29 protein-coding genes are annotated in these 16,561 nt (G+C 69.1%); 16 read left to right on the top strand and 13 right to left on the bottom strand.

Annotated features, from left to right (window positions below):
• Nucleotides 1-4: 4 nt before the first annotated feature.
• The 13 genes from mraZ to L1087_RS06575 all read right to left on the bottom strand — a co-directional run bounded on the left by mraZ (nt 5) and on the right by L1087_RS06575 (nt 8,691).
• Nucleotides 5-439, bottom strand: coding sequence for a division/cell wall cluster transcriptional repressor MraZ (gene mraZ, locus L1087_RS06515; RefSeq protein ID WP_038028266.1), 435 nt, complete (start codon nt 437-439; stop codon nt 5-7).
• A 1,125-nt stretch (nt 440-1,564) separates the two neighbouring features.
• Nucleotides 1,565-1,816 carry a DUF6848 family protein gene (locus L1087_RS06520; RefSeq protein WP_039456838.1) on the bottom strand — a complete coding sequence of 84 codons (252 nt, stop codon included), beginning with the start codon at nt 1,814-1,816 and terminating at the stop codon, nt 1,565-1,567.
• Between the two features lie 8 nt (nt 1,817-1,824).
• Entirely contained in the window at nt 1,825-2,241 is a 417-nt protein-coding gene (locus tag L1087_RS06525) for a hypothetical protein (RefSeq protein WP_039456840.1), read from the bottom strand.
• A gap of 11 nt (nt 2,242-2,252) precedes the next feature.
• Nucleotides 2,253-3,665: a DUF2586 family protein gene (locus L1087_RS06530; protein WP_234558187.1), complete on the bottom strand. Its 1,413-nt coding sequence runs from the start codon at nt 3,663-3,665 to the stop codon at nt 2,253-2,255.
• A gap of 14 nt (nt 3,666-3,679) precedes the next feature.
• On the bottom strand, nt 3,680-3,883 hold the full coding sequence (locus L1087_RS06535; RefSeq protein WP_054391861.1) for a hypothetical protein: 204 nt from the start codon (nt 3,881-3,883) through the stop codon (nt 3,680-3,682).
• Between the two features lies 1 nt (nt 3,884).
• A complete protein-coding gene (locus L1087_RS06540; RefSeq protein WP_234558188.1) occupies nt 3,885-4,376 on the bottom strand; it encodes a hypothetical protein in 492 nt (163 codons plus the stop codon).
• The gene (locus L1087_RS06545; protein ID WP_234558189.1) at nt 4,373-4,870 is read right to left on the bottom strand and encodes a phage virion morphogenesis protein; all 498 of its coding nucleotides are present in this window, start codon (nt 4,868-4,870) and stop codon (nt 4,373-4,375) included. The genes L1087_RS06540 and L1087_RS06545 overlap by 4 nt, the downstream gene beginning before the upstream one ends.
• Nucleotides 4,870-5,307 (bottom strand): gp436 family protein, encoded by a 438-nt coding sequence (locus tag L1087_RS06550; protein ID WP_039456851.1) that lies wholly within the window; start codon nt 5,305-5,307, stop codon nt 4,870-4,872. The genes L1087_RS06545 and L1087_RS06550 overlap by 1 nt, the downstream gene beginning before the upstream one ends.
• Nucleotides 5,304-6,212 (bottom strand): Mu-like prophage major head subunit gpT family protein, encoded by a 909-nt coding sequence (locus L1087_RS06555; protein ID WP_234558190.1) that lies wholly within the window; start codon nt 6,210-6,212, stop codon nt 5,304-5,306. The genes L1087_RS06550 and L1087_RS06555 overlap by 4 nt, the downstream gene beginning before the upstream one ends.
• The gene (locus L1087_RS06560) at nt 6,212-6,595 is read right to left on the bottom strand and encodes a hypothetical protein (RefSeq protein WP_135342879.1); all 384 of its coding nucleotides are present in this window, start codon (nt 6,593-6,595) and stop codon (nt 6,212-6,214) included. The genes L1087_RS06555 and L1087_RS06560 overlap by 1 nt, the downstream gene beginning before the upstream one ends.
• Nucleotides 6,595-7,608: a phage protease gene (locus tag L1087_RS06565; protein ID WP_071677767.1), complete on the bottom strand. Its 1,014-nt coding sequence runs from the start codon at nt 7,606-7,608 to the stop codon at nt 6,595-6,597. Before L1087_RS06565 ends, L1087_RS06560 begins: the two co-directional genes overlap by 1 nt.
• A 71-nt stretch (nt 7,609-7,679) precedes the next feature.
• The gene (locus tag L1087_RS06570; protein ID WP_105318015.1) at nt 7,680-7,949 is read right to left on the bottom strand and encodes a hypothetical protein; all 270 of its coding nucleotides are present in this window, start codon (nt 7,947-7,949) and stop codon (nt 7,680-7,682) included.
• Nucleotides 7,950-8,043: 94 nt separating this feature from the next.
• Entirely contained in the window at nt 8,044-8,691 is a 648-nt protein-coding gene (locus L1087_RS06575; RefSeq protein WP_234558191.1) for a helix-turn-helix domain-containing protein, read from the bottom strand.
• A gap of 42 nt (nt 8,692-8,733) precedes the next feature.
• Between L1087_RS06575 and L1087_RS06580 the strand changes: the two genes are divergently transcribed.
• The 16 genes from L1087_RS06580 (at nt 8,734) to L1087_RS06655 (ending at nt 16,503) form a co-directional block, all read left to right on the top strand.
• Nucleotides 8,734-9,015, top strand: coding sequence for a helix-turn-helix domain-containing protein (locus L1087_RS06580; protein ID WP_172962549.1), 282 nt, complete (start codon nt 8,734-8,736; stop codon nt 9,013-9,015).
• Entirely contained in the window at nt 8,993-10,924 is a 1,932-nt protein-coding gene (locus L1087_RS06585; protein ID WP_234558192.1) for a DDE-type integrase/transposase/recombinase, read from the top strand. The genes L1087_RS06580 and L1087_RS06585 overlap by 23 nt, the downstream gene beginning before the upstream one ends.
• 10 nt (nt 10,925-10,934) lie before the next feature.
• Nucleotides 10,935-11,729 (top strand): AAA family ATPase, encoded by a 795-nt coding sequence (locus L1087_RS06590; RefSeq protein ID WP_071677771.1) that lies wholly within the window; start codon nt 10,935-10,937, stop codon nt 11,727-11,729.
• Nucleotides 11,726-12,064, top strand: a complete 339-nt coding sequence (locus L1087_RS06595) for a hypothetical protein (RefSeq protein WP_234558193.1) — start codon at nt 11,726-11,728, stop codon at nt 12,062-12,064. The genes L1087_RS06590 and L1087_RS06595 overlap by 4 nt, the downstream gene beginning before the upstream one ends.
• Nucleotides 12,051-12,476 (top strand): hypothetical protein, encoded by a 426-nt coding sequence (locus L1087_RS06600; protein WP_234558194.1) that lies wholly within the window; start codon nt 12,051-12,053, stop codon nt 12,474-12,476. The genes L1087_RS06595 and L1087_RS06600 overlap by 14 nt, the downstream gene beginning before the upstream one ends.
• Nucleotides 12,476-12,661 (top strand): hypothetical protein, encoded by a 186-nt coding sequence (locus L1087_RS06605; RefSeq protein WP_234558196.1) that lies wholly within the window; start codon nt 12,476-12,478, stop codon nt 12,659-12,661. Before L1087_RS06600 ends, L1087_RS06605 begins: the two co-directional genes overlap by 1 nt.
• On the top strand, nt 12,651-12,932 hold the full coding sequence (locus L1087_RS06610; RefSeq protein WP_039456873.1) for a hypothetical protein: 282 nt from the start codon (nt 12,651-12,653) through the stop codon (nt 12,930-12,932). Before L1087_RS06605 ends, L1087_RS06610 begins: the two co-directional genes overlap by 11 nt.
• Nucleotides 12,933-13,201: 269 nt before the next feature.
• Nucleotides 13,202-13,447 carry a hypothetical protein gene (locus L1087_RS06615; RefSeq protein ID WP_126170796.1) on the top strand — a complete coding sequence of 82 codons (246 nt, stop codon included), beginning with the start codon at nt 13,202-13,204 and terminating at the stop codon, nt 13,445-13,447.
• 197 nt (nt 13,448-13,644) lie between these two features.
• Entirely contained in the window at nt 13,645-14,025 is a 381-nt protein-coding gene (locus L1087_RS06620; protein ID WP_234558197.1) for a helix-turn-helix domain-containing protein, read from the top strand.
• Nucleotides 14,022-14,405: a hypothetical protein gene (locus L1087_RS06625; protein WP_234558198.1), complete on the top strand. Its 384-nt coding sequence runs from the start codon at nt 14,022-14,024 to the stop codon at nt 14,403-14,405. The genes L1087_RS06620 and L1087_RS06625 overlap by 4 nt, the downstream gene beginning before the upstream one ends.
• Nucleotides 14,389-14,604 carry a hypothetical protein gene (locus tag L1087_RS06630; RefSeq protein ID WP_234558199.1) on the top strand — a complete coding sequence of 72 codons (216 nt, stop codon included), beginning with the start codon at nt 14,389-14,391 and terminating at the stop codon, nt 14,602-14,604. Before L1087_RS06625 ends, L1087_RS06630 begins: the two co-directional genes overlap by 17 nt.
• Nucleotides 14,577-14,768, top strand: coding sequence for a hypothetical protein (locus L1087_RS06635; protein WP_167816940.1), 192 nt, complete (start codon nt 14,577-14,579; stop codon nt 14,766-14,768). Before L1087_RS06630 ends, L1087_RS06635 begins: the two co-directional genes overlap by 28 nt.
• On the top strand, nt 14,765-15,004 hold the full coding sequence (locus L1087_RS06640) for a hypothetical protein (protein WP_135342889.1): 240 nt from the start codon (nt 14,765-14,767) through the stop codon (nt 15,002-15,004). Before L1087_RS06635 ends, L1087_RS06640 begins: the two co-directional genes overlap by 4 nt.
• Nucleotides 15,004-15,267: a hypothetical protein gene (locus L1087_RS06645; RefSeq protein ID WP_234558285.1), complete on the top strand. Its 264-nt coding sequence runs from the start codon at nt 15,004-15,006 to the stop codon at nt 15,265-15,267. Before L1087_RS06640 ends, L1087_RS06645 begins: the two co-directional genes overlap by 1 nt.
• Nucleotides 15,267-16,064: a helix-turn-helix domain-containing protein gene (locus L1087_RS06650; RefSeq protein WP_234558280.1), complete on the top strand. Its 798-nt coding sequence runs from the start codon at nt 15,267-15,269 to the stop codon at nt 16,062-16,064. The genes L1087_RS06645 and L1087_RS06650 overlap by 1 nt, the downstream gene beginning before the upstream one ends.
• Complete coding sequence (locus tag L1087_RS06655; protein WP_234558200.1) at nt 16,057-16,503, top strand: hypothetical protein; 447 nt, start codon at nt 16,057-16,059, stop codon at nt 16,501-16,503. The genes L1087_RS06650 and L1087_RS06655 overlap by 8 nt, the downstream gene beginning before the upstream one ends.
• The last annotated feature ends 58 nt before the right edge of the window (nt 16,504-16,561 follow it).

Raw genomic sequence — 16,561 nt, forward strand, 5'->3', positions numbered from 1 at the left:
TCTCCTATCCGATAAGCCCCTTGAGGGCCTCGGGGGCCGGGGGGTTTTGCATGATCTCCTCAATGGTCTTCCACCACCGTTCCTGGCTCCAGATCTCCAGCCGTCCCGGGGCACCGGCGATCACCACCTCCCCACCTTCCTGAAGACCTGCGAATTGACGGAGGGGTGGGGGAATCAGGACCCGGGAGGCGTTGTCCATGCGGGTTTTGTGGGCCCCGGAGTAGAAGAAGCGCACGAAGGCCCTGGCCTGGGCGTCGGTGAGGGGGAGGTTGACCAGCTGCTCCTCAATCTTGCGCCAGCGGTCTGAGGGAAAGACGTAGAGGCAGCCCTCCATTCCGCGGGTGAGCACCAGGCCGTCCTCGAGGAAGTCCCGGAAGGGACCGGGGATCACCACCCGTCCCTTGTCGTCCAGGCTGTACTGGTACTCGCCGAAGGGCATTTCCCACCTGGTCCCACCCTCTGGGGCTGGCTGGGCTTGGGCATCCGGTTTGGAGCCTTACCCACAGAGGAGTTCTTGCCCAGGAGTATAGCACGGATTCCCCACAGTTTTCCACTATCTCCCACCTAGGTCCCACTTATTTCCCACTCCGGATGCAAAGAAAAACCCCAAGCCGAAGCTTGGGGAGCCCCAGGACAGGGCGTAAGCCGGGTTCTGTTTTTGGCGGTCATCTCTCTGGGACCGGCGTCGCCGCCGGCCTCAAGCGGCCCATCCCAGGGGTTATTGTAATGGAGCGCGCTTGTTGTTAGTTGGGCCGGGCCCGACTAAAGGCGAAGCAAAGCGAAAGAAGCCGATAAAGAAGGCGAAAAGAAGCGGCGGGTTCCCGAAAAAAGGCGGCGGTTTGGCGGAGGGCAATCGCTCACGCTTTTAGGACAGTAATGCGGGTCAGTACGATGCTCATCGGAAAAGGACGCTGTGCCAGGTTGATTTTTGTTGACCTGGAGCCGCTGACCGGGGCAATCTTTGACTGAGGTCAGTCATGCTTTTGGGGCAAATCGCTCACGCTTTCAGGACACTAAAAGCGGGCCTTGAGGAAGGCAAAAACACCCCTTGATGTGAGCCTGGTTGATAAAGGGTGGCGCATGCTTGATGAGAGGAAGAAAGCGGCTACAGGAGCCGGGAAATGCCGCTATGCAGTCGTTTGTATAGGTGGCACAGCGTGGCACGGCGTGAAAGGGGGGTGTGGCACAGCGTGGCACGGCGTGGCACAGCGTCCGAGTTGGGCACAAAAGCCTTCGTTATCGCATTATGCATTCTTTGCATAGCTGGCACTGCGTGACGCTGTGCCAGCCCTATTGCTAAAGAGTTCTTTAGAGTATGCTAATGAAAAACTCATCTGGTGTACCATAATGTTTCGCCTACCCCCTCCTCCTGGTAGCCCCGCCCCCAAAGCGCAACCCCCAGGCCTTCACCTGGGGGTCTGCCGGAGGTAGCGCCTTTCCAGCCAAAGGGCCTGGCGGGCCAGCTCTAGGAAGTCTTCCGGGTCGTCTGGAGGCTCGCGGTGGAGCCAGTGGCGGATGAGGGCGGAAAGCTGGGCGAGGGGTGGAGGGTCACGCTCCAGCTCCGCTAACCGGCCTGGAAACCCAGGGCCTCCAGGATGCCGTTGGCGGCGGTGAGGGCGAGGCCGGGCTTCTCCGCGGTGGCGCGGGCCCAGGCCTCCTGGTCCAGGGCGAGCTCACGGGTGAAGTCCAGGGCGGCGCTCAAGGGCGCCCGGGCCATGCGGCTGGTGAAGCGGTCCACCTGGGCGATGTCGGGCCTGCGGAAGGCGAAGGTGCTCTCGCCGTGGGTGAAGGTGTAGAAGGGCTTCTCCCGTTCCATCTAGCCTCCTAGCCGTGCTGGATCTCTCCGAGCACCACGAACTCCAGCTCCACGGTGATCCGCTCCGTGTCCTGCTCCACCCCGCCGAAGGAACGCTTGGTGAAGAGGCAGTCCTTCAGGGTGTCGGTGACGGCGGTGCCGTTGCCCTTGTCGTAGGAGATGACGATGTCAAAGGGGTCCAGCTTGTAGACGTTTCCCTCGGGGGCGGCGGCGCGGAGGCGGTCGTACTCTTCCCGCAGGAGGGTGAGCTTCCCCGAGGCCTCCCAGTTGCCCTTGGTGTAGCCCCTGGGGGTGCGGCCCTTGCCGTAGATGGCGTTGACCTTTTCGGAGTCCTCGTAGTCAATGGAGAGGACGTCCGCCAGGGGCACGCCCTTCACCTGGATGCTGATGTGCTCCCAGTCGTAGTAGCGGCCGTTAATGGGCATGCTTCACCTCCTCACCCCACCAGGAAGGGGTTTTCAAAGCCGATGTCCATGACGATCTCCCGCAGGTAGCCCAGAGGGACGATGCGGATCTGGAGGCGAAGGGTCTGGGAGGCCAGGATGTCCTGGCCGGGAGGGGCCACCACGCGGCCCCGGGCGATCTCCCCGGCGGCCTGCATGAGGCGGAGGGGGGTGTTGGCCCGGGCCAGGAGGCTCGCCAGGCTGGCCTTGAGGTCGGTCGGGTCCACGTGCCACTGCACGAAGTCCAGGAGGGCCTGGCGCACCTGGTAGGTGGCCTTGTCCATGACCCGGCGGTTCTGAATCACCTTGTAATCGCTGGTGGGGGCGGCGGCGGTGCGGCCCTCCACGAGGAACCACCCGTCCCGGCCGATGAGGCGGTAGACGGTGGTGAAGCCCGCCTGGTCCAGGGCCAGGGCGTGGGCGTTGTTGAAGAGGGACTGCTTGCCGAAGGGGGTGTCCACGAAGGGGGCCACCTGCACCACCCCGCTCAGTGGCCCGAGCTGGACCCAGGCGGGGGAGACGTGGACCCGCTGGCTGGAGATGCGGGCCCCCACGCGGGAGGCGAGGCTCTGCACTTCCAGCCTGCCCGTGAGGGTGTCCACCACCTCCCCCCAGGCGGCCACGATCATCACCCGTTTGTGGCTGAAGCTCGCCTTCTCGCTCAAGCGGGCGTTGACCCAGGCGTCGGGGTCGTTCCCCGGGGGCAGGGTCTCGGTGAGGAAGAAGATGTAGCGGAAGTTCGCCTCGGCCTCGTCGGCCAGGGCGCCCAGGGCGGCCCACATGGCGGGGCCGGTGGGCTGGGCCACCTGGATGTACTCGTACTGCAGGTTGGTGTTGAGGGCGGCGCGGACGGCGGCCTGGACGCTAGAGACGCTGGCCTGGGGGGCGGTGGCCTGGAAGCGGTAGGTGGCCCCCGCGGCGTAGGTGCCGGTGGCGAAGTTCAAGGTGAGCCCGGTCCCCGGCAGGGTGTAGGTGGCGGCGGTGGCGATCTCCTGGCTGGTGGTGTCCCCGCCGTCCAGGCTGTAGGTGAAGGTGGCCGTGCCCAGGGCCCCTCCCTTGGCTATCCTTACCACGATCTCGTAGGCGTCCAGGGGGCTTCCCGTGATGGTGACGGCGGGGGAAGAGGGGTTGTCGCTGTCCGCGGCCACGCTCCCCGCGATGTCGGCTTGCGCCCGCACCGCGTAGACCTGGCCGCCCCCGTAGGCCAGCTGGTCGGCCACGGCCCGGGCCAGGGGCCCGGTGCCCAGGACGCCGGGGACGGCGGCGAGGTCGCTGAAGGCCAGGACCCGGTTCACGGGCCCCTGGCTGGAGACGCCCACCACCACCCGCTGGCCCTCGCCGCTCGGGGCCACGATGCCCAGGCCCCCGTCTTGGATCTCTGGGTAGACGCCGGGTAGCCTTGCCATCCTCTATCTACCTCCTACCTGTGGGTGGGCCCCTGGAGGAACTCCTTCAGGGCCTTCTCAAACTGGGCGCGGGAGACCCGGGTCCCCTCGGCCCAACCGGCATAGACCTTGAGCCCCGCGAAGGCCCAGGGGGGCACCCCCAGGGCCTGGGCGTGCTCCTCAATGGTGGGGAGCTCCTCTTGCGCTTCCTTCACCTCTTCTTTGGTTTCCTTGGGCATGCTATACCTCCTCTTCCAAGACGGCCTCTTCCACCTCCACCCGGACGGGCACCCAGGCGGTGTCCTCGTAGAGGACAATCTCCACGGGGACTTCCAGGGCCAGGGCGTTTTCCCCCACCAGGAGGCCTTCCTCGTCCAGATAGGAGAGGGCGATATCGTTCAGCTTGGCGTGATAGTCCTCCCCCACGTGCAGGGGGGTGTCCCACATATAGAGGAGAACCCCGGCGAGGAGCTGGTCCAGCTCCTCGCCGGAGCGGGCATAAAGCTCCAGGCGGATACGTAAGGTGCCTCCATAGAGCCTGCGCCGGGTCTTGACGGGCCCGGCCACTACCCGGCTCCCGTCCCGCTTGAGGGCGCCGGTGAGGGGCTGGATCAGGGCGGCGGGGGCCACCCGGTAGGCCTCCTCTCGGGCCTTGCCCACCAGGACCCGGGCGGGGGGAAGGCCCGCGTGGGCGCAGGCCGCCTTGAGGTACTCCAGCACCGGGGCGATCACCGCGTCGCCTCCTTCATCCACTCCAGGAGGAGGGCCTTGGCCTCCTCGCGGTCTTCCTCGGTGAGGCCCAGGAAGGGGCGGGCGGGGATGTAGACCTTCCGCCCCCTCCCGGCGTAGCCCCCGAACTGGTGGATGCGGGCGTACTCCAGGTTAGTGCCCACGTAGATGCGGCTTCCCGCCACCTTCCAGGAGATGGAGTTCTTCAGGCGGGCCGTGACGACCAGGGGCTTGCGCAGGGCCACGCGCCTCTGGGCGGCGGCGGAGATCCCGCCCCGCTTGAGCCGGTCCCTGGGCCGCACCTCCTTCGCCAGGGTGGCGGGGGAGAGGGGCGGCCAGAGGGAGCCGTCCGGGGCCCGGCTCTCCTCAAAGCGGCGGTGGGTGCGGGCGAGGATCCCCTCGGCGATGGCCTCCTTGACCTTCTGGGGGACGCCCCGCCCGAGCTTTCTCAGGGCCTCGTTTAGCTCCCGCCAGTCCCCTTTGAGGCGCACGCCCATCAGAAGTCCTCCAGGCTTTCCCGGGAGAAGACCCGCTTCCCCCGGACGGCGGCCCCGCCCTTGGGCCTCGCGGGCTCCCCCGTGGGGGGGAGGGGCAGGGAGGCCTTGCCCACGGCCACGTCCCGAAGGAAGGCCACGGCGTCCCGGTATCGGGTGAGGGCGGCCTCGTCGGCGGTGCCGGGCCGGATGCCCCGGCGGAGCATGAGGCGGTAGACGGCGATGTCCACCGCCTTGGCCTTCAGCACCTCGGGGAGGGAGGGGAGGGGGAGGGCGTAGCGCTGGGCGAGGTAGCTTTCCACCTCGGCCCAGGCCTCCCTCAGGGCGGCTTCGGCCCGGGCCTGGCCCTCGGGCGTGAGGACCCCCGCCCCCTCCTCGTCCACCAGGTAGAGGAGGACGTCTAGGGGGAGGGCTTGGCGGAGGTCCTCGAGGGTGATCATGCGCCGGTGCCGGTGCCGGTGGAGCCGTAGGCCAGCTGCCAGAAGAGATAGCCCGCCGCTTTACGCTCGTAGACCCCGTAGATGAAGACGTTGCGCTTGAAGACCTCGTCGGAGGTCTCGGGGTCGTCCTTCGCCACCCACTCGGGGCGGCTCCGCCGCTGGAGGACGAAGGGGCGGATGGCCTGGCTCCCGTCCACCAGGAACCAGTAGGTCTCGTACTCCTCCACCAGCCAGGGGCTGACCAGGATCTCGGCCTTCCCGTAGTCGGGGTTGGCCCCGCCCGAGGGCAGGGTGGGCACCCCCACGATCTCGTAGGCGGTGCTCTCCAGCCCGGGGCCCACCACCAGGTAGATGGGCTTTTGCAAGAAGAAGCCCAGGGGGTAGCCTCGGGCGTCGGTGAGCTGCCTCATCTGGCTCAGGGCCTGACGGAAGGCCTCCCGGGTCAGGGGAGCATTGCTCGCGTTCTGGAAGGTCCGCTTCCCCACCGTGTGGGGGCCGAAGAAGGGGCGGCCGTCGTAGCCCTTCTGCTGGAACCCCTTGCGCAGGAGGTCGGCGATGAGGAGGTCGTCGTGCTCGGCCCACCTCCGGGCGTACTGGAGGGCGGTGATGCGGATGAGGTCCATCTGGTCGTCTTCCACGTCCGTGCGGGACACGGCGAAGGTGGCCTCCCAGTCGGCGTTGGTGATGGCGAAGGTCTCGGCGGTGAGGTTCTGGACCTGCCGCTCCCCCTCCCAGAGGCGCATGGTGGGCATGTTCTCCATCCAGGCGTAGTAGTTGGCCCGGCCGTTGGACTGGACCTCCAGGGCCAGCTTCGGCCAAAGGGGGGTGTACCCCTCCTTGGCCTCAAAGACCAGGGCCTTGAGGGTCCGGCTGAGGGCGCTCAGGTTCTCGCGGTTCAGGATCATTACCACACCTCCACCCAGACGTAGTCCGGTTCCACCTTCAGGGCCCGGCCCGCCTTGGAGCGGCCCGTGCCCGTCTTGCCCACGGTGTTGGGCCCGGTGGCGTACACGTCCCGCCCGAGCTCCGTGGGCCCCACGGGGTCGGTGGGGTCGTTCCCGAAGCGGAACACTCCCCGGCGCACCAGGACCTTCTTCGCGCCGTCCGTCCCCCCGATGTTGTCCACCGTCTCCTGGGCCACGCCCAGGGCGATCTTCCCGGTGCCGGGGGCCGCCTCCTCGGCGTAGCCCCCGCTCACCATCACCAGGGCTCCCTGCCGGATGACGGCGTTCGCCTTCACCGGGAGGGGGATGAGGTACTCGTCCGCCCAGCGCTCGGTGTCAAACATCACTCACCTCCAAACCGCTTCAGGGCCTCCTCGGAAACCCTGAAGACCTGGGCGAGCCTGCGCAGAGGCTCGTCCTCCTCCAAGGCCTTCCGCTCCGCCTTGGGCAGCTCCACGGGCACCAGCCGGGGCATCCCCTCCAGGGCCTTGCGGGCGGCCTCGAGGTCGGCCCGGGCCTGGGCGAGCCAGAACTCCCGCTGGTGGGGGAGGATGCGCCCTTCCTCCAGGGCCTTACGCACCAGGGCCTGGGCCTTCTCCTCCCGGGTCTGGACCTTGATGGCTTCCAGCTCCTTCCGGGTGCGCTCCAGCTCCTCCAGGGCGTCCTGCGCGGCCAGGAGGCGCAGGAGCTTGGCCTTGAGCTCCGTGGGGTCCTCGGCCCCGAGCCCCACCTCCAGGACCACCCGGCCCACGGCGGCCTCTCGCTTGAGGTCCTCCAGGGCCTGGAGGGCCGCCTCCTCGGTGGCCTCCGGGTCCAGTCCTAGGGCCTGCCTGAGCTTTTCCAGCATGTCCGCCTCCGCTTCTATGCGCTTTTGGAACCGGATGCCGGGGTTGTTGGTGAGGGCGAAGGAGTGGTAGCCCAGCACCCGGTGCCTGCCCATCTCGTCCGGGGTGGGGTCGTAGTAGAAGACCGGGGAGACGTAGGCGTACTCCCCCCGGCTCACCCGCTCCCGCCCCGTCTCCGACCACTCCACCAGGCCGTAGACGAAGCCGTCCTCCCCCACCACCAGCCCGGTGATGAACCCCGCCGCGGGGGCCTCCTGGGCCTGGCCCTCCTCCACCCGCACCGTCTGGTGGTGGAAGTCCAGGACCCAGGGCACGCCCCGGGTCCTAAGGTCCTCCAGGGCCGCCTGGAGGCTCTCCTCGTCGTAGAGGAAGACCGTCCCGTTCCCCACGAACTCCCCGAAGGGATGGAGGGGGATGCGGTCAGGCGCCTCGGCCAAGGCGGCGCGCAGCGTGCCGGAAAAGGTCGGGGTGGAGGTATCGGTATTCTTGGGGAAGCCGGTCAAACTCGTCATAGGGCCGCCTCAGCACCACCCCCCAGTAGGCGCGGTTCTCTGCCCTCGCGGTCTCCGGGGAGAGGGGCCAGCTAGGCCCCGGCCCCTTGAGGCTGAGCGCCCGCGCCCTTGCGAAAGGTGCCGTCCCGGTTGAAGAGCGCCACGATCTGGTCAATGGCCCACCCCAGGATGGGGTCCGGGATCCAGGCGGGCCAGAAGCCGAGGATGGCGTTCACCACCTCCTTGACCCGCTTCATGGCCTCCTCCTTCTTCTGGAGGCCCGGGACCCCGTCCATGAGGTCCTCCACCACCAGGACCGCGAGCCCGAGGGCGAAGTAGGCGATACGGATGACCTTGAGCATCCTTCCCTCCAAAAGGTTTTGCCCCCGGGCTTCCCCGGGGGCACGTTTCCCACCTTAGCCCCAGTTTAACCCAGGGGGTGGGGGGGTGTCAAACCTAGAGCCTGCTCCGCACCTCCACCACCCGGCCCACGATCTCCGCCACCTGGTCCAGGGGAATGACGGGAGGCCCGTTCTCCTCGGGGTTGGTGGAGTAGAGGGCCCCGTTCTTGAGGAGCTTCACCACGTACTCCCCGTTCTCCAGCCGGGCCACCACGATGGCCCCCGGGTGGCCCTTGTCCTCGGTGTTGACGATGACGATGTCCCCATCGCAGATGGGCCGCTTCCCGGCGCACATGGAGTTGCCCCGCACCTTGAAGGCCGCGAGGTGCCGGGCGTCCCCCTTGACCCGCACGGGGACGGTGCGCTCCTCAATCTCCTCCAGCTGGGAGGGGCCGCCGCCCACGTAGCCGAGGATGGGGATATGCCTTTCGCTCCGCCATTCGCTACCGGGGGCTTCCGGTTCTAGTCGGTAGAGGAGTTCGTGCGCGGGTACGTCTAGGGCTTTGGCTAGGGCCACCAAGGTATCTACGCTTGGTTTTACCCATGTTCCCGCTTTGGTTTGGCGCCCCCTCACGAGGTAGTACAGGGTTCCCCGGGAGATGCCGGTGCGCCGGGAGAACTCTTCCAGGCTGTCCACCCCCATCTCCCGCATCTTCTGCAGGATGAGGTCGGTAAAGGGCCCGTTGAGCTTGGCGCTTGACATATGTCGCACCCTCCTGATAGCATACCCTACAGGATGCGACATATGTTGGCAACTAAGATTGACCCGGCCAAGCTCAAGGCCGCCATGAAACGCAAGGGATTGACTCCGAGAACCCTGGCCGAGCGCATGGGCTTAAATCCCTCCACAATCCGCTACTACCTCTCTGGAAAGCGCGGCAAAAGACCTTCTTACGCCACCCTTTTGGCGCTCGCAAATGCGCTGGGTTTGGAAAGCGTAGAGGAGATTTTGGCCTCTTCTTTGTCTTCTGATTTCACAAATGTAGGCAACAAGGAGGAAAGCGATGCCCTGGCTTCCCGTGGATGAGGTGGCCGCCCTTTTAGGCATCGGAGAGCGCACGGCATGGCGGATTGTGGCCCGCCACCGCATCCCCACCCGAAAGGAGAAGCGCGGCCGCACCTACCGCACCCTGGTGGACGCCGACCTCCTGGCTCTGGCCCTGGGGCGGGAGGCCCCCCCTGAACCCCGGCCCGTGGAGGCCTCCTCCGCCTCCCAGCCCGCCCTCGAGGCCCACCTCCCCCGGATCGCCGCGGAGGCCCGGGACCTCCCCCGGGGGCTCAAGTGGGACCTCATCAAGGAGGAGGCGCAGCGGCTCGGCGTCACGCCCAACTACCTGGCCCGGCTCCTCCGCCGCTATGAAGCGGGGCAACTCCTATATGCACGGCGCCCTCGGCGGGACCGGGGAACTCACCGGGTGCCCGCGGAGCTGAGGAAGCTCGTGGTGGGCCTCAAGCTCGCCCATCCCCGGGCGAGCGCCCGGCGGATCCTGCGCATCGTGGAGGCCAACGACCCGGGCCTCCTCCTCTACCGGCCCTACTCCACCGAAACCCTGTTCCGGCTTTCCGAGGCCACGGTGCGGCGCATCCTGCGGAAGGCGGAGGACAATCCCGCCTTCCGCTACGCCCTCCTCTCCGAGGAGGGGAGGCGGGAGTTCGCCCGCACCTGGGCGGGGCACGTCCTGGCCGAGTACCCCATGCAGATGGTCATGGTGGACATGACCAGGTGCGACACCTTCGTCTACCTCCCCGAGGAGGACCGCATGGTCCGCCTCCGCATCCACGTGGCCCTGGACGTCTACTCGGGGGCGGTGCCCTCCCTCGTCTTCAGCCGGGAGGAGAGCCAGGTCCCCACGGACCAGCTCCTCATCCTCATGACCCAGGACAAGACGCCCCTCGTCCCTGACTGGGACGTCCGGGGCGTGCCCGAGCGCATCTACTGGGACAACGGCAAGGTCTACCGCTCAGAGAAATCGGAGCACTGGGCCCGCACCCTGGGGATTGAGCTCGTCTACTCCCGGCCCCACGTCTCCCACACCCGGGGGAAGGTGGAGCGCTTCTTCGGGGCCTTCCACCAGACTTTTGAGGCCCTGCTCCCCGGCTACGCGGGCTCGGACGCCACGGAGCGGGACTCCTCCGAGCTCCGCCGCCTCCTCCAGAACACCCGGCGCTGGGTAGCGGAGGGGATGCCCCCCGAGCGGGACCCCTACCCCGACCGCCTCCTCCTGGAGGAGGAGTACAAGGGCCGCGCCCTCCAGTGGCTCCTCGGCACCTGGCACCGGGAGCCCCTGGAGGACGGGCTCACTCGCTTGGACCTCTTTCGGGCCTTCGTCCCCCGGCACCGCCTCGCGGAGTACCGCCTGGAAGACCTCTACCTGGCCGCGGCCTACCAGGTGGAGCGGGTGGTGCGGGGGAACGGCACCGTGCAGTACCGGGGGCGCACCTGGTACTTGGACCCCCGCCACGGGAGCCTCCTGCCCTGGCAGGGGCAGAAGGTGGTGGTCCTGGACGTGCAGGTCCTCCCGGGCCAGCCCCTCCGGGTGGCCCTCAAGAACCCGGACGGCACCCTCAAGGTCCTCGGGGAGCTCCTTCCCGAGCCCCTGCGGGCGGACAGCCTCGAGGCCCGCGCCAAGCGGGCGGCGGACAAGGCGGCCATCCGCGCCCTGCAGGAGGAGGCGCGCCGCCTGGTGGAGGAGCTTTCCCCCGCCATGCGGCTGGAAGACATGCTGGAGCGCCTCTCCGGCCTCGCCCCCCTGCCCCGGCGGGAGCGCATCACCCTCCGGGCCCAGGAGCTTCCCGCCCCTTCCCCGGAGGAGATCGCCCGCGGGGCGGAGGAGCTCGCGGCGGAGCTGGAGGACGACCTGGTTCTGGACCCCATCGCCCTGGGGGAGCAGTGGCTAAAGGAGCGCGGCCTGCTGCCCCGGGGCGAGGAGGAATAGGAGGTAGCGCATGGGAAGGAAGGCGAACGGCGACCAGACCTTGGCCCTCATTGACGAGGCCCTGGGCATCGTCATGGGGGAGGCGGAGCTCTGGAAGGACCCCCGGGACGGGTTCATCCCCACGGAGGGGGCGAAGGCCCTCTTGGGGCACCTCCACCTGGTGGCCCAGGAGGGCTTCCCCCTGGCCCTGGTGGTGGGCCCGGCGGGGGTGGGGAAGACCCTCACCTGCCGCTACTGGGCCCGGGAGCACGAGGCCCCCTGGGTGCGGGCCCAGCCCAGCTACTCTCCGGCGGCCCTCCTGGAGGATCTGGCGGTGGAGCTCCGCATCACCCGCACCAAGACGTTCCGCGTCCTCCTCAGCATGGTGCGGGACGCCCTCCTCATGAGCCCCAGGGTGATCTTCGTGGACGAGGCCCAGCTCCTGGACCGCCCAACCCTGGAGACGGTGAAGTACCTGGCGGACGAGACCGGGAGCTCCTTCGTCCTCATCACCTCGGAGGAGTTTGAGGGACAGATCCGGCGCCACCGGGACATTGAGAGCCGCATCGGCACCGTGGCCCGGATAGGCCCCATCTCCCTCCAGGAGACCCAGGCCATCTACAAGGACTCCGGCTACTCCCCGGAGGTCCTGGCCGAGGTCCACACCCTCACCGGGGGGATCCTCCGGGACATCGTGCGGCTCATGCGGCAGATGGACCGGGTGGTGGAGTGGAGCGGCGAGCGGGGCCTCACCAAGGCCGCCTTCACCCCGGCCCACGTGCGCCGGGTGGCGAGCCGCCTGAACCTCGCGGGGGGTGCGCGGTGAAGCGCTACTTCTTTGACTTCGCAGGCCAGAAAATCCCCATCCGCCGGGATGAGGCCACGGAGTTTTACGAGGTGGACGAGGAGGGGAACATAAACCGCAAGCCCCTGGTGATGCTCCTTGGGGACGGTTCCTGGGTAGTGGAGGGCCGGGAGTTTTACCTCAACCGCTTGGGCAAGCGCATCCGCTACGAGGTCGTCCATGTGGAGTACGAGGTGGAGCTCCACCAGCCCAGGGGCCTGTACGGCCAGCTTAGGCGGCGTGCCTTGGTGAAGGCCGTTCCCGACTGGCAGGAGATTGATGTGGCCGTGAAGGAGGTCCTTCGTGAACAGGGTTGATTACACCCTCGAGGCCGCCCGCCTGGTCATGCGCATTCTGGAGCTCCCCGGGCTCATCGGGGAGGTGAAGCGGCAGATGACCGCGCTCCGGGCGGAGAGGCGGGAGCTGGAGCGGTGGATGGAGGCCCGGGAGGCCCAGGCCTACCTCGAGGCCCCCGGCAAGACGGAGCGGGAGCGCCAGGCCCGGGTAAAGGTGGCCCTTGCCCAGGACCCGGAGTGGCAGAAGGCGGAGAAGCGCCTGCAGCAGATCCTGGTCCAGCTGGACAAGCTCCAGGCGGAGCTGGAGGTTTTGGAGCACGAGCAAAAGGCGGTCTATGGGGCGCTGGTGGCCCGGCACGCGGAGGCCCTGGAGGCGGCCCTCGCCCAGGGCTTCTTCGGGGCCAAGCCTCCGGCGCCCCGGGGAGGGAACTGATGACGCGGGAAGAGCTCATTCGGCTCCTCAGGGAGGACCCGGAGGTCCGGGCCGCCCTTGTGGAAGCCCTCCGGGGGGCGCGCCCCCGCCCCCTGGAGGAGGCGGGAAGGGGCATTCAGGAGATCCTGGCCGAGGCCGAGCGGGAGTGGCTGGCCCGGCATGGGGAGGTGCGCCGTGAAGGGTAAGCGGACCAAGCTGGAGGAGTTGGTGGACGAGCTGGCGGAGGAGGGGCTTCCCCGGCACATGCGGGTGGCCTACGCCCTCTATGACCTGGCCCGGGACATGGTGCGGGCCGCCAACGAGGCCCGGGACACGGAGGCGGTGGACCAGGGGGAGCTGGAGCGCCTGGCCCGCAGGGCCCTGGCGGTGGTGGCCGCCGCCCAGGCGGAGAACGACGCCAAGGCGAGGGAGCTCCTCTCCCACCCGCACCGCATGAAGGGGGTGGCCTGTCCATGAGGCCCCGGCCGTTCCGTAGCGTCCTGGACACCATCCGGGGCCACGGCCTCACCCCGGGGAGCTGCGGGAGCGGGCCCGCCTGGCCTACGCTCACGGCCAGACCTTCCTGGCCCAGCTCTACCTGGACGAGGCCGAGGCCCAGGAGGCGGCCCTGCGGGCCTCCCGCTCCCAGGCCTGCGACCTGTGCGGGGGGCGGGGGATGCTGGACGACATCCCCTGCTGGCGGTGCGATCCCGAGCTTTTGGGGCGCCGCCTCGTGGAGGTGCGCCGTGAGGCCTGAGGCCGTGATCCGCCTGGCCCGGGCGAACCCCGGGACCCCCGTCCGCCTCGCCATCGTGGGGCGGACGGGCCGGGGGGAGGTGAGGGTGAAGTGGGAGGACGGGGGCCTCAAGTTCTGGCTGAGGCCCCTGCGCCTCTGGGACGGGCCCAAGGCGGAGCCCGAGGCCCTTCGCGTCATGGAGCCCTGGCGGATCCTGGAGGCCCGGCTGGAGGGGGAGGATGGGGGAGCGGTCTAAGGGACTGGTGCTCGTGCCCTGCCCGGTGGAAGGGTGCGAGAGGGCCCTCACTGTTCCAGCCCTGGCTCCTGACGGAGCGGTGGGGCTTTGCGTCTGCCTGGCCGTGCGGCTCCGGCTCACGTGGATCTACGGGGGGCCGCCCGAGTACGGGCGCACGCCGCACTTGACCGTCGTGGGGCCTGCAAGGGGGAGGACGTATGATCCGGGAGCGGCTTAGAGAGATGGGCCTGGACCGCCCCCTCCTCACCCCCGCCCAGGCGGCGGCGGTGCTGGAAGTGGGGCGGCCCACCGTGGAGCACCTCATTAGGGAGGGGCGGGTCCGCACCGTGCGCGTGGGGCGCAAAGTCTACATCACCGCCGCCAGCCTGGAGCGCCTGGTGGAGGGGGGTGTGCCCGCGGCCCAGGCCGCCTGGCTCGCCCTCCGCCTCATGGAGCGGGCGGGCCTGCGGGTGGAGCTTTTCACGGACCCAAAGGGTGGCTTCCGCGCTTCGGCCGGGGGGAAGGAGGCCCTTGGGGTCTCCCCCGAGGAGGCCCTCCTCGCCCTGGCCGAGGCCTTGGCGAAGGAGGAGGAGGCATGAAGGTCCCCAAGATCACGGACGGAGAGCTTAGGGCCGCGGTGGACCTCCTGCTCATGCGGGGGGCGTGGGGGGTGCCGCGGGAGGAGTTTGGGCGCCACTTCGGCGGGGATCGCCGGGGCCGGGCCATCATCGCCGAGCTCCGCAAGCGCGGGGTGCTCCCCGTGGTGGTGGCCGAGTCCCCCGCCGGGGACGAGGTCTACAAGGTGGCGGGCTCGGAGGAGGAGCTTCGCGCTTACCGCCAGAGCCTCCTCTCCCGCATAGAGGAGCTGCACGCGGCGGTGCGGGGTCTGGACCTGGCCTGGCGGCACTGGAAGGTCCACCGCTCCCCCCGCTGGGCCCAGCCCGGCCTGTTTGAGGTGGCCGATGGAGGAGGGCGATGAGGTCCTGGCCGTCCTGGAGGGGCTGGTGGCGCGCTACCCGCGCGAGCGCGGGGGGCTTCTGGTGTGGGCCTTCCTGGACGAAGAGGGGCGCTGGACGGTGGCCCTTTTCCGGGGGGAGGTCCTGGTGGAGCTGGACTGGGGCTACGACCTCGAGGCGGTAGAGGAGGCCCTGTGGCGGCGCTACTCAAGCTCACGCTGATCTACGTGGCGGCGGCCCAGGTGGGGCTTCTCCTCCTCCTCGCCTACCTGGCCCTTTCCCGGCGGGGCCCCCTCCCCGAGGGGGCCAGCGTGGGCCTTCTCCTCTTCGCCGCCCTCTTCGGCCTTCTCGGGGTCCTCCTGGCCCTGGCGTGGAGGTGGGCATGAGGGAGTCCTTTGTGCCCTTCTGGGAGACCCAGGAGCTTTTGGCCGCCTTCCTCAGGAGGCAGACCGGTTCGCGGGTGCGGCCCGTGTTCCAGGGCATCACCGCCCAGGGGTGGCCCTACTGCCCCGGGGTGGGGCGGCTCACGGAGGCCTTCCGGGTGCCCGGCGGCCTCGTGTGGTGGAAGGAGGTGGGGGGCGAGGTCCGCTGGATGTGGCAGCCCCTCACCCCGGGGGAGTGATGGAGCCCAAGGAGGCCCTCGCCCTCCTCGCCCAGGCGGCCCTGGAAGGGGCCGCGGGCGGGGAGGTCTACCGGGTTTACGAGGCCGCGGAAGCCCTCTCCCGGGCCCTATCCCGGCTTGCCTCCCTGGAGAGGGCTCACGAGAGCCTCGAGGCCCGCCACCGCGCCCTCGAGGCCCGCCTCCGGGAGCTGGAGGCCGCCAAGAGCCGGGCTCTCCTCGCCCTCTTGGAGGCGGCGGACCTTTTGCGCGGGAGGAAAGCATGATGAAGGCGTTTTTGGTGTCCCTGCTGATCCTGGCCTATCTGAGCACCCTTTCCATGAGCACCGGACATTTGGCCCAGTGGTACGCCCTTTCCCTGGGGGGGCTCCCCCCCTGGCTCGCCTGGGGCCTGGCGGCGAGCCTGGAGTTCACCGCCTTCCTCCTCTCCCTCCTCTCCAACTCCCTCCTTCGGGGCTCGGCCTGGGCGGGGGGTGGGGCGGTAGCCGCCCTGGCCCTGGTGTGGCTCGGCAACGCCCTCTCCATGCACCGGGCCGCCCCCGGGGTGGCCCTCTGGGAGACCCTGGCCATGAGCCTCTTCGTCCCCGTGGGGACCTACGTGGTGGGGAAGGTGGTGGGGGAGATGGTGGCCGTTCAGCCCACCGCCGAGAGCCGCCGGGAGGACCTTCCCGCCGTTCGGCTGGAGCCTGAACGGCGAAGCCCCCCCGTTCAGGCTTTCGTTCAGCCTTCCGGCGTGGGCGTTCAGGCTTCCGGGGGGTTCGTTCAGGCCGTTCGGGAGAAGGCTGAACAGGAGGAGGGCTCCCGTTCGGCCTCTGCCGTCCGCTACCGCGAACGCCAGGTAGAGCGGGAGCGCACCCTGGAGGTGGACCTGGACGAACGGGGGCTGGCCATTGTGAACGCCTTGCGTTCTGCGGGCGGAGCCCTCTCTCTGTCCGAACTCTCCCGGCGAACGGGCATTCCCAAGTCCACCCTGGCCGGGAAGCTGAACGGCCTGGCGGAGGCCGGGCTGGTCGTTCGTACGGAACAGGGGTGGACCCTGAACGGGGAGGGCCGCCATGCATGAGCCCCTGGACCTCTGGCGGGCGGCCTGGGTGGCCCTGGCCCTCTGGCGGGTGGAACACGGGGAGGCCCGCTGGGTCCCGGTCCACCCCCAGGACCCCAGGCCCGGGGCCTTCGGGGGCCGCGCCGACCTCCACGCCCGCCCCCCCGAGGCCCCGGCCTTCCTGCCCGTCTACGTCCCCCCGGTCCCGCCCCTCGGCATAGAGGGGCACAACCTGCGCCTGTGGCGGCACGACGCCCGGGCCTTCGTCCGGGGGCTGGGGTACGGGGAGCGCCAGCTCCTGGAGGCCTACCTGGGCAAGGGGAAGCCCCAGACCCTGGTGAGCTTCAACCCCTCGGCGGGGCGGCTCCAGACCCACGCCCCCCTGGACCTCCTGGACCTCTTCGTGCGCCTCGCCCGCCGGGCCGAGGTAGACACCCCCCCACCCCCCGGGGTAGAATAGGCCTAAGGTGGGAAACCTGCCCCCCGGAAGGCTCCGGGGGGCCAAGCTTTTGGGGGTG

Source organism: Thermus tengchongensis (assembly GCF_021462405.1).
Lineage (GTDB): Bacteria > Deinococcota > Deinococci > Deinococcales > Thermaceae > Thermus > Thermus tengchongensis.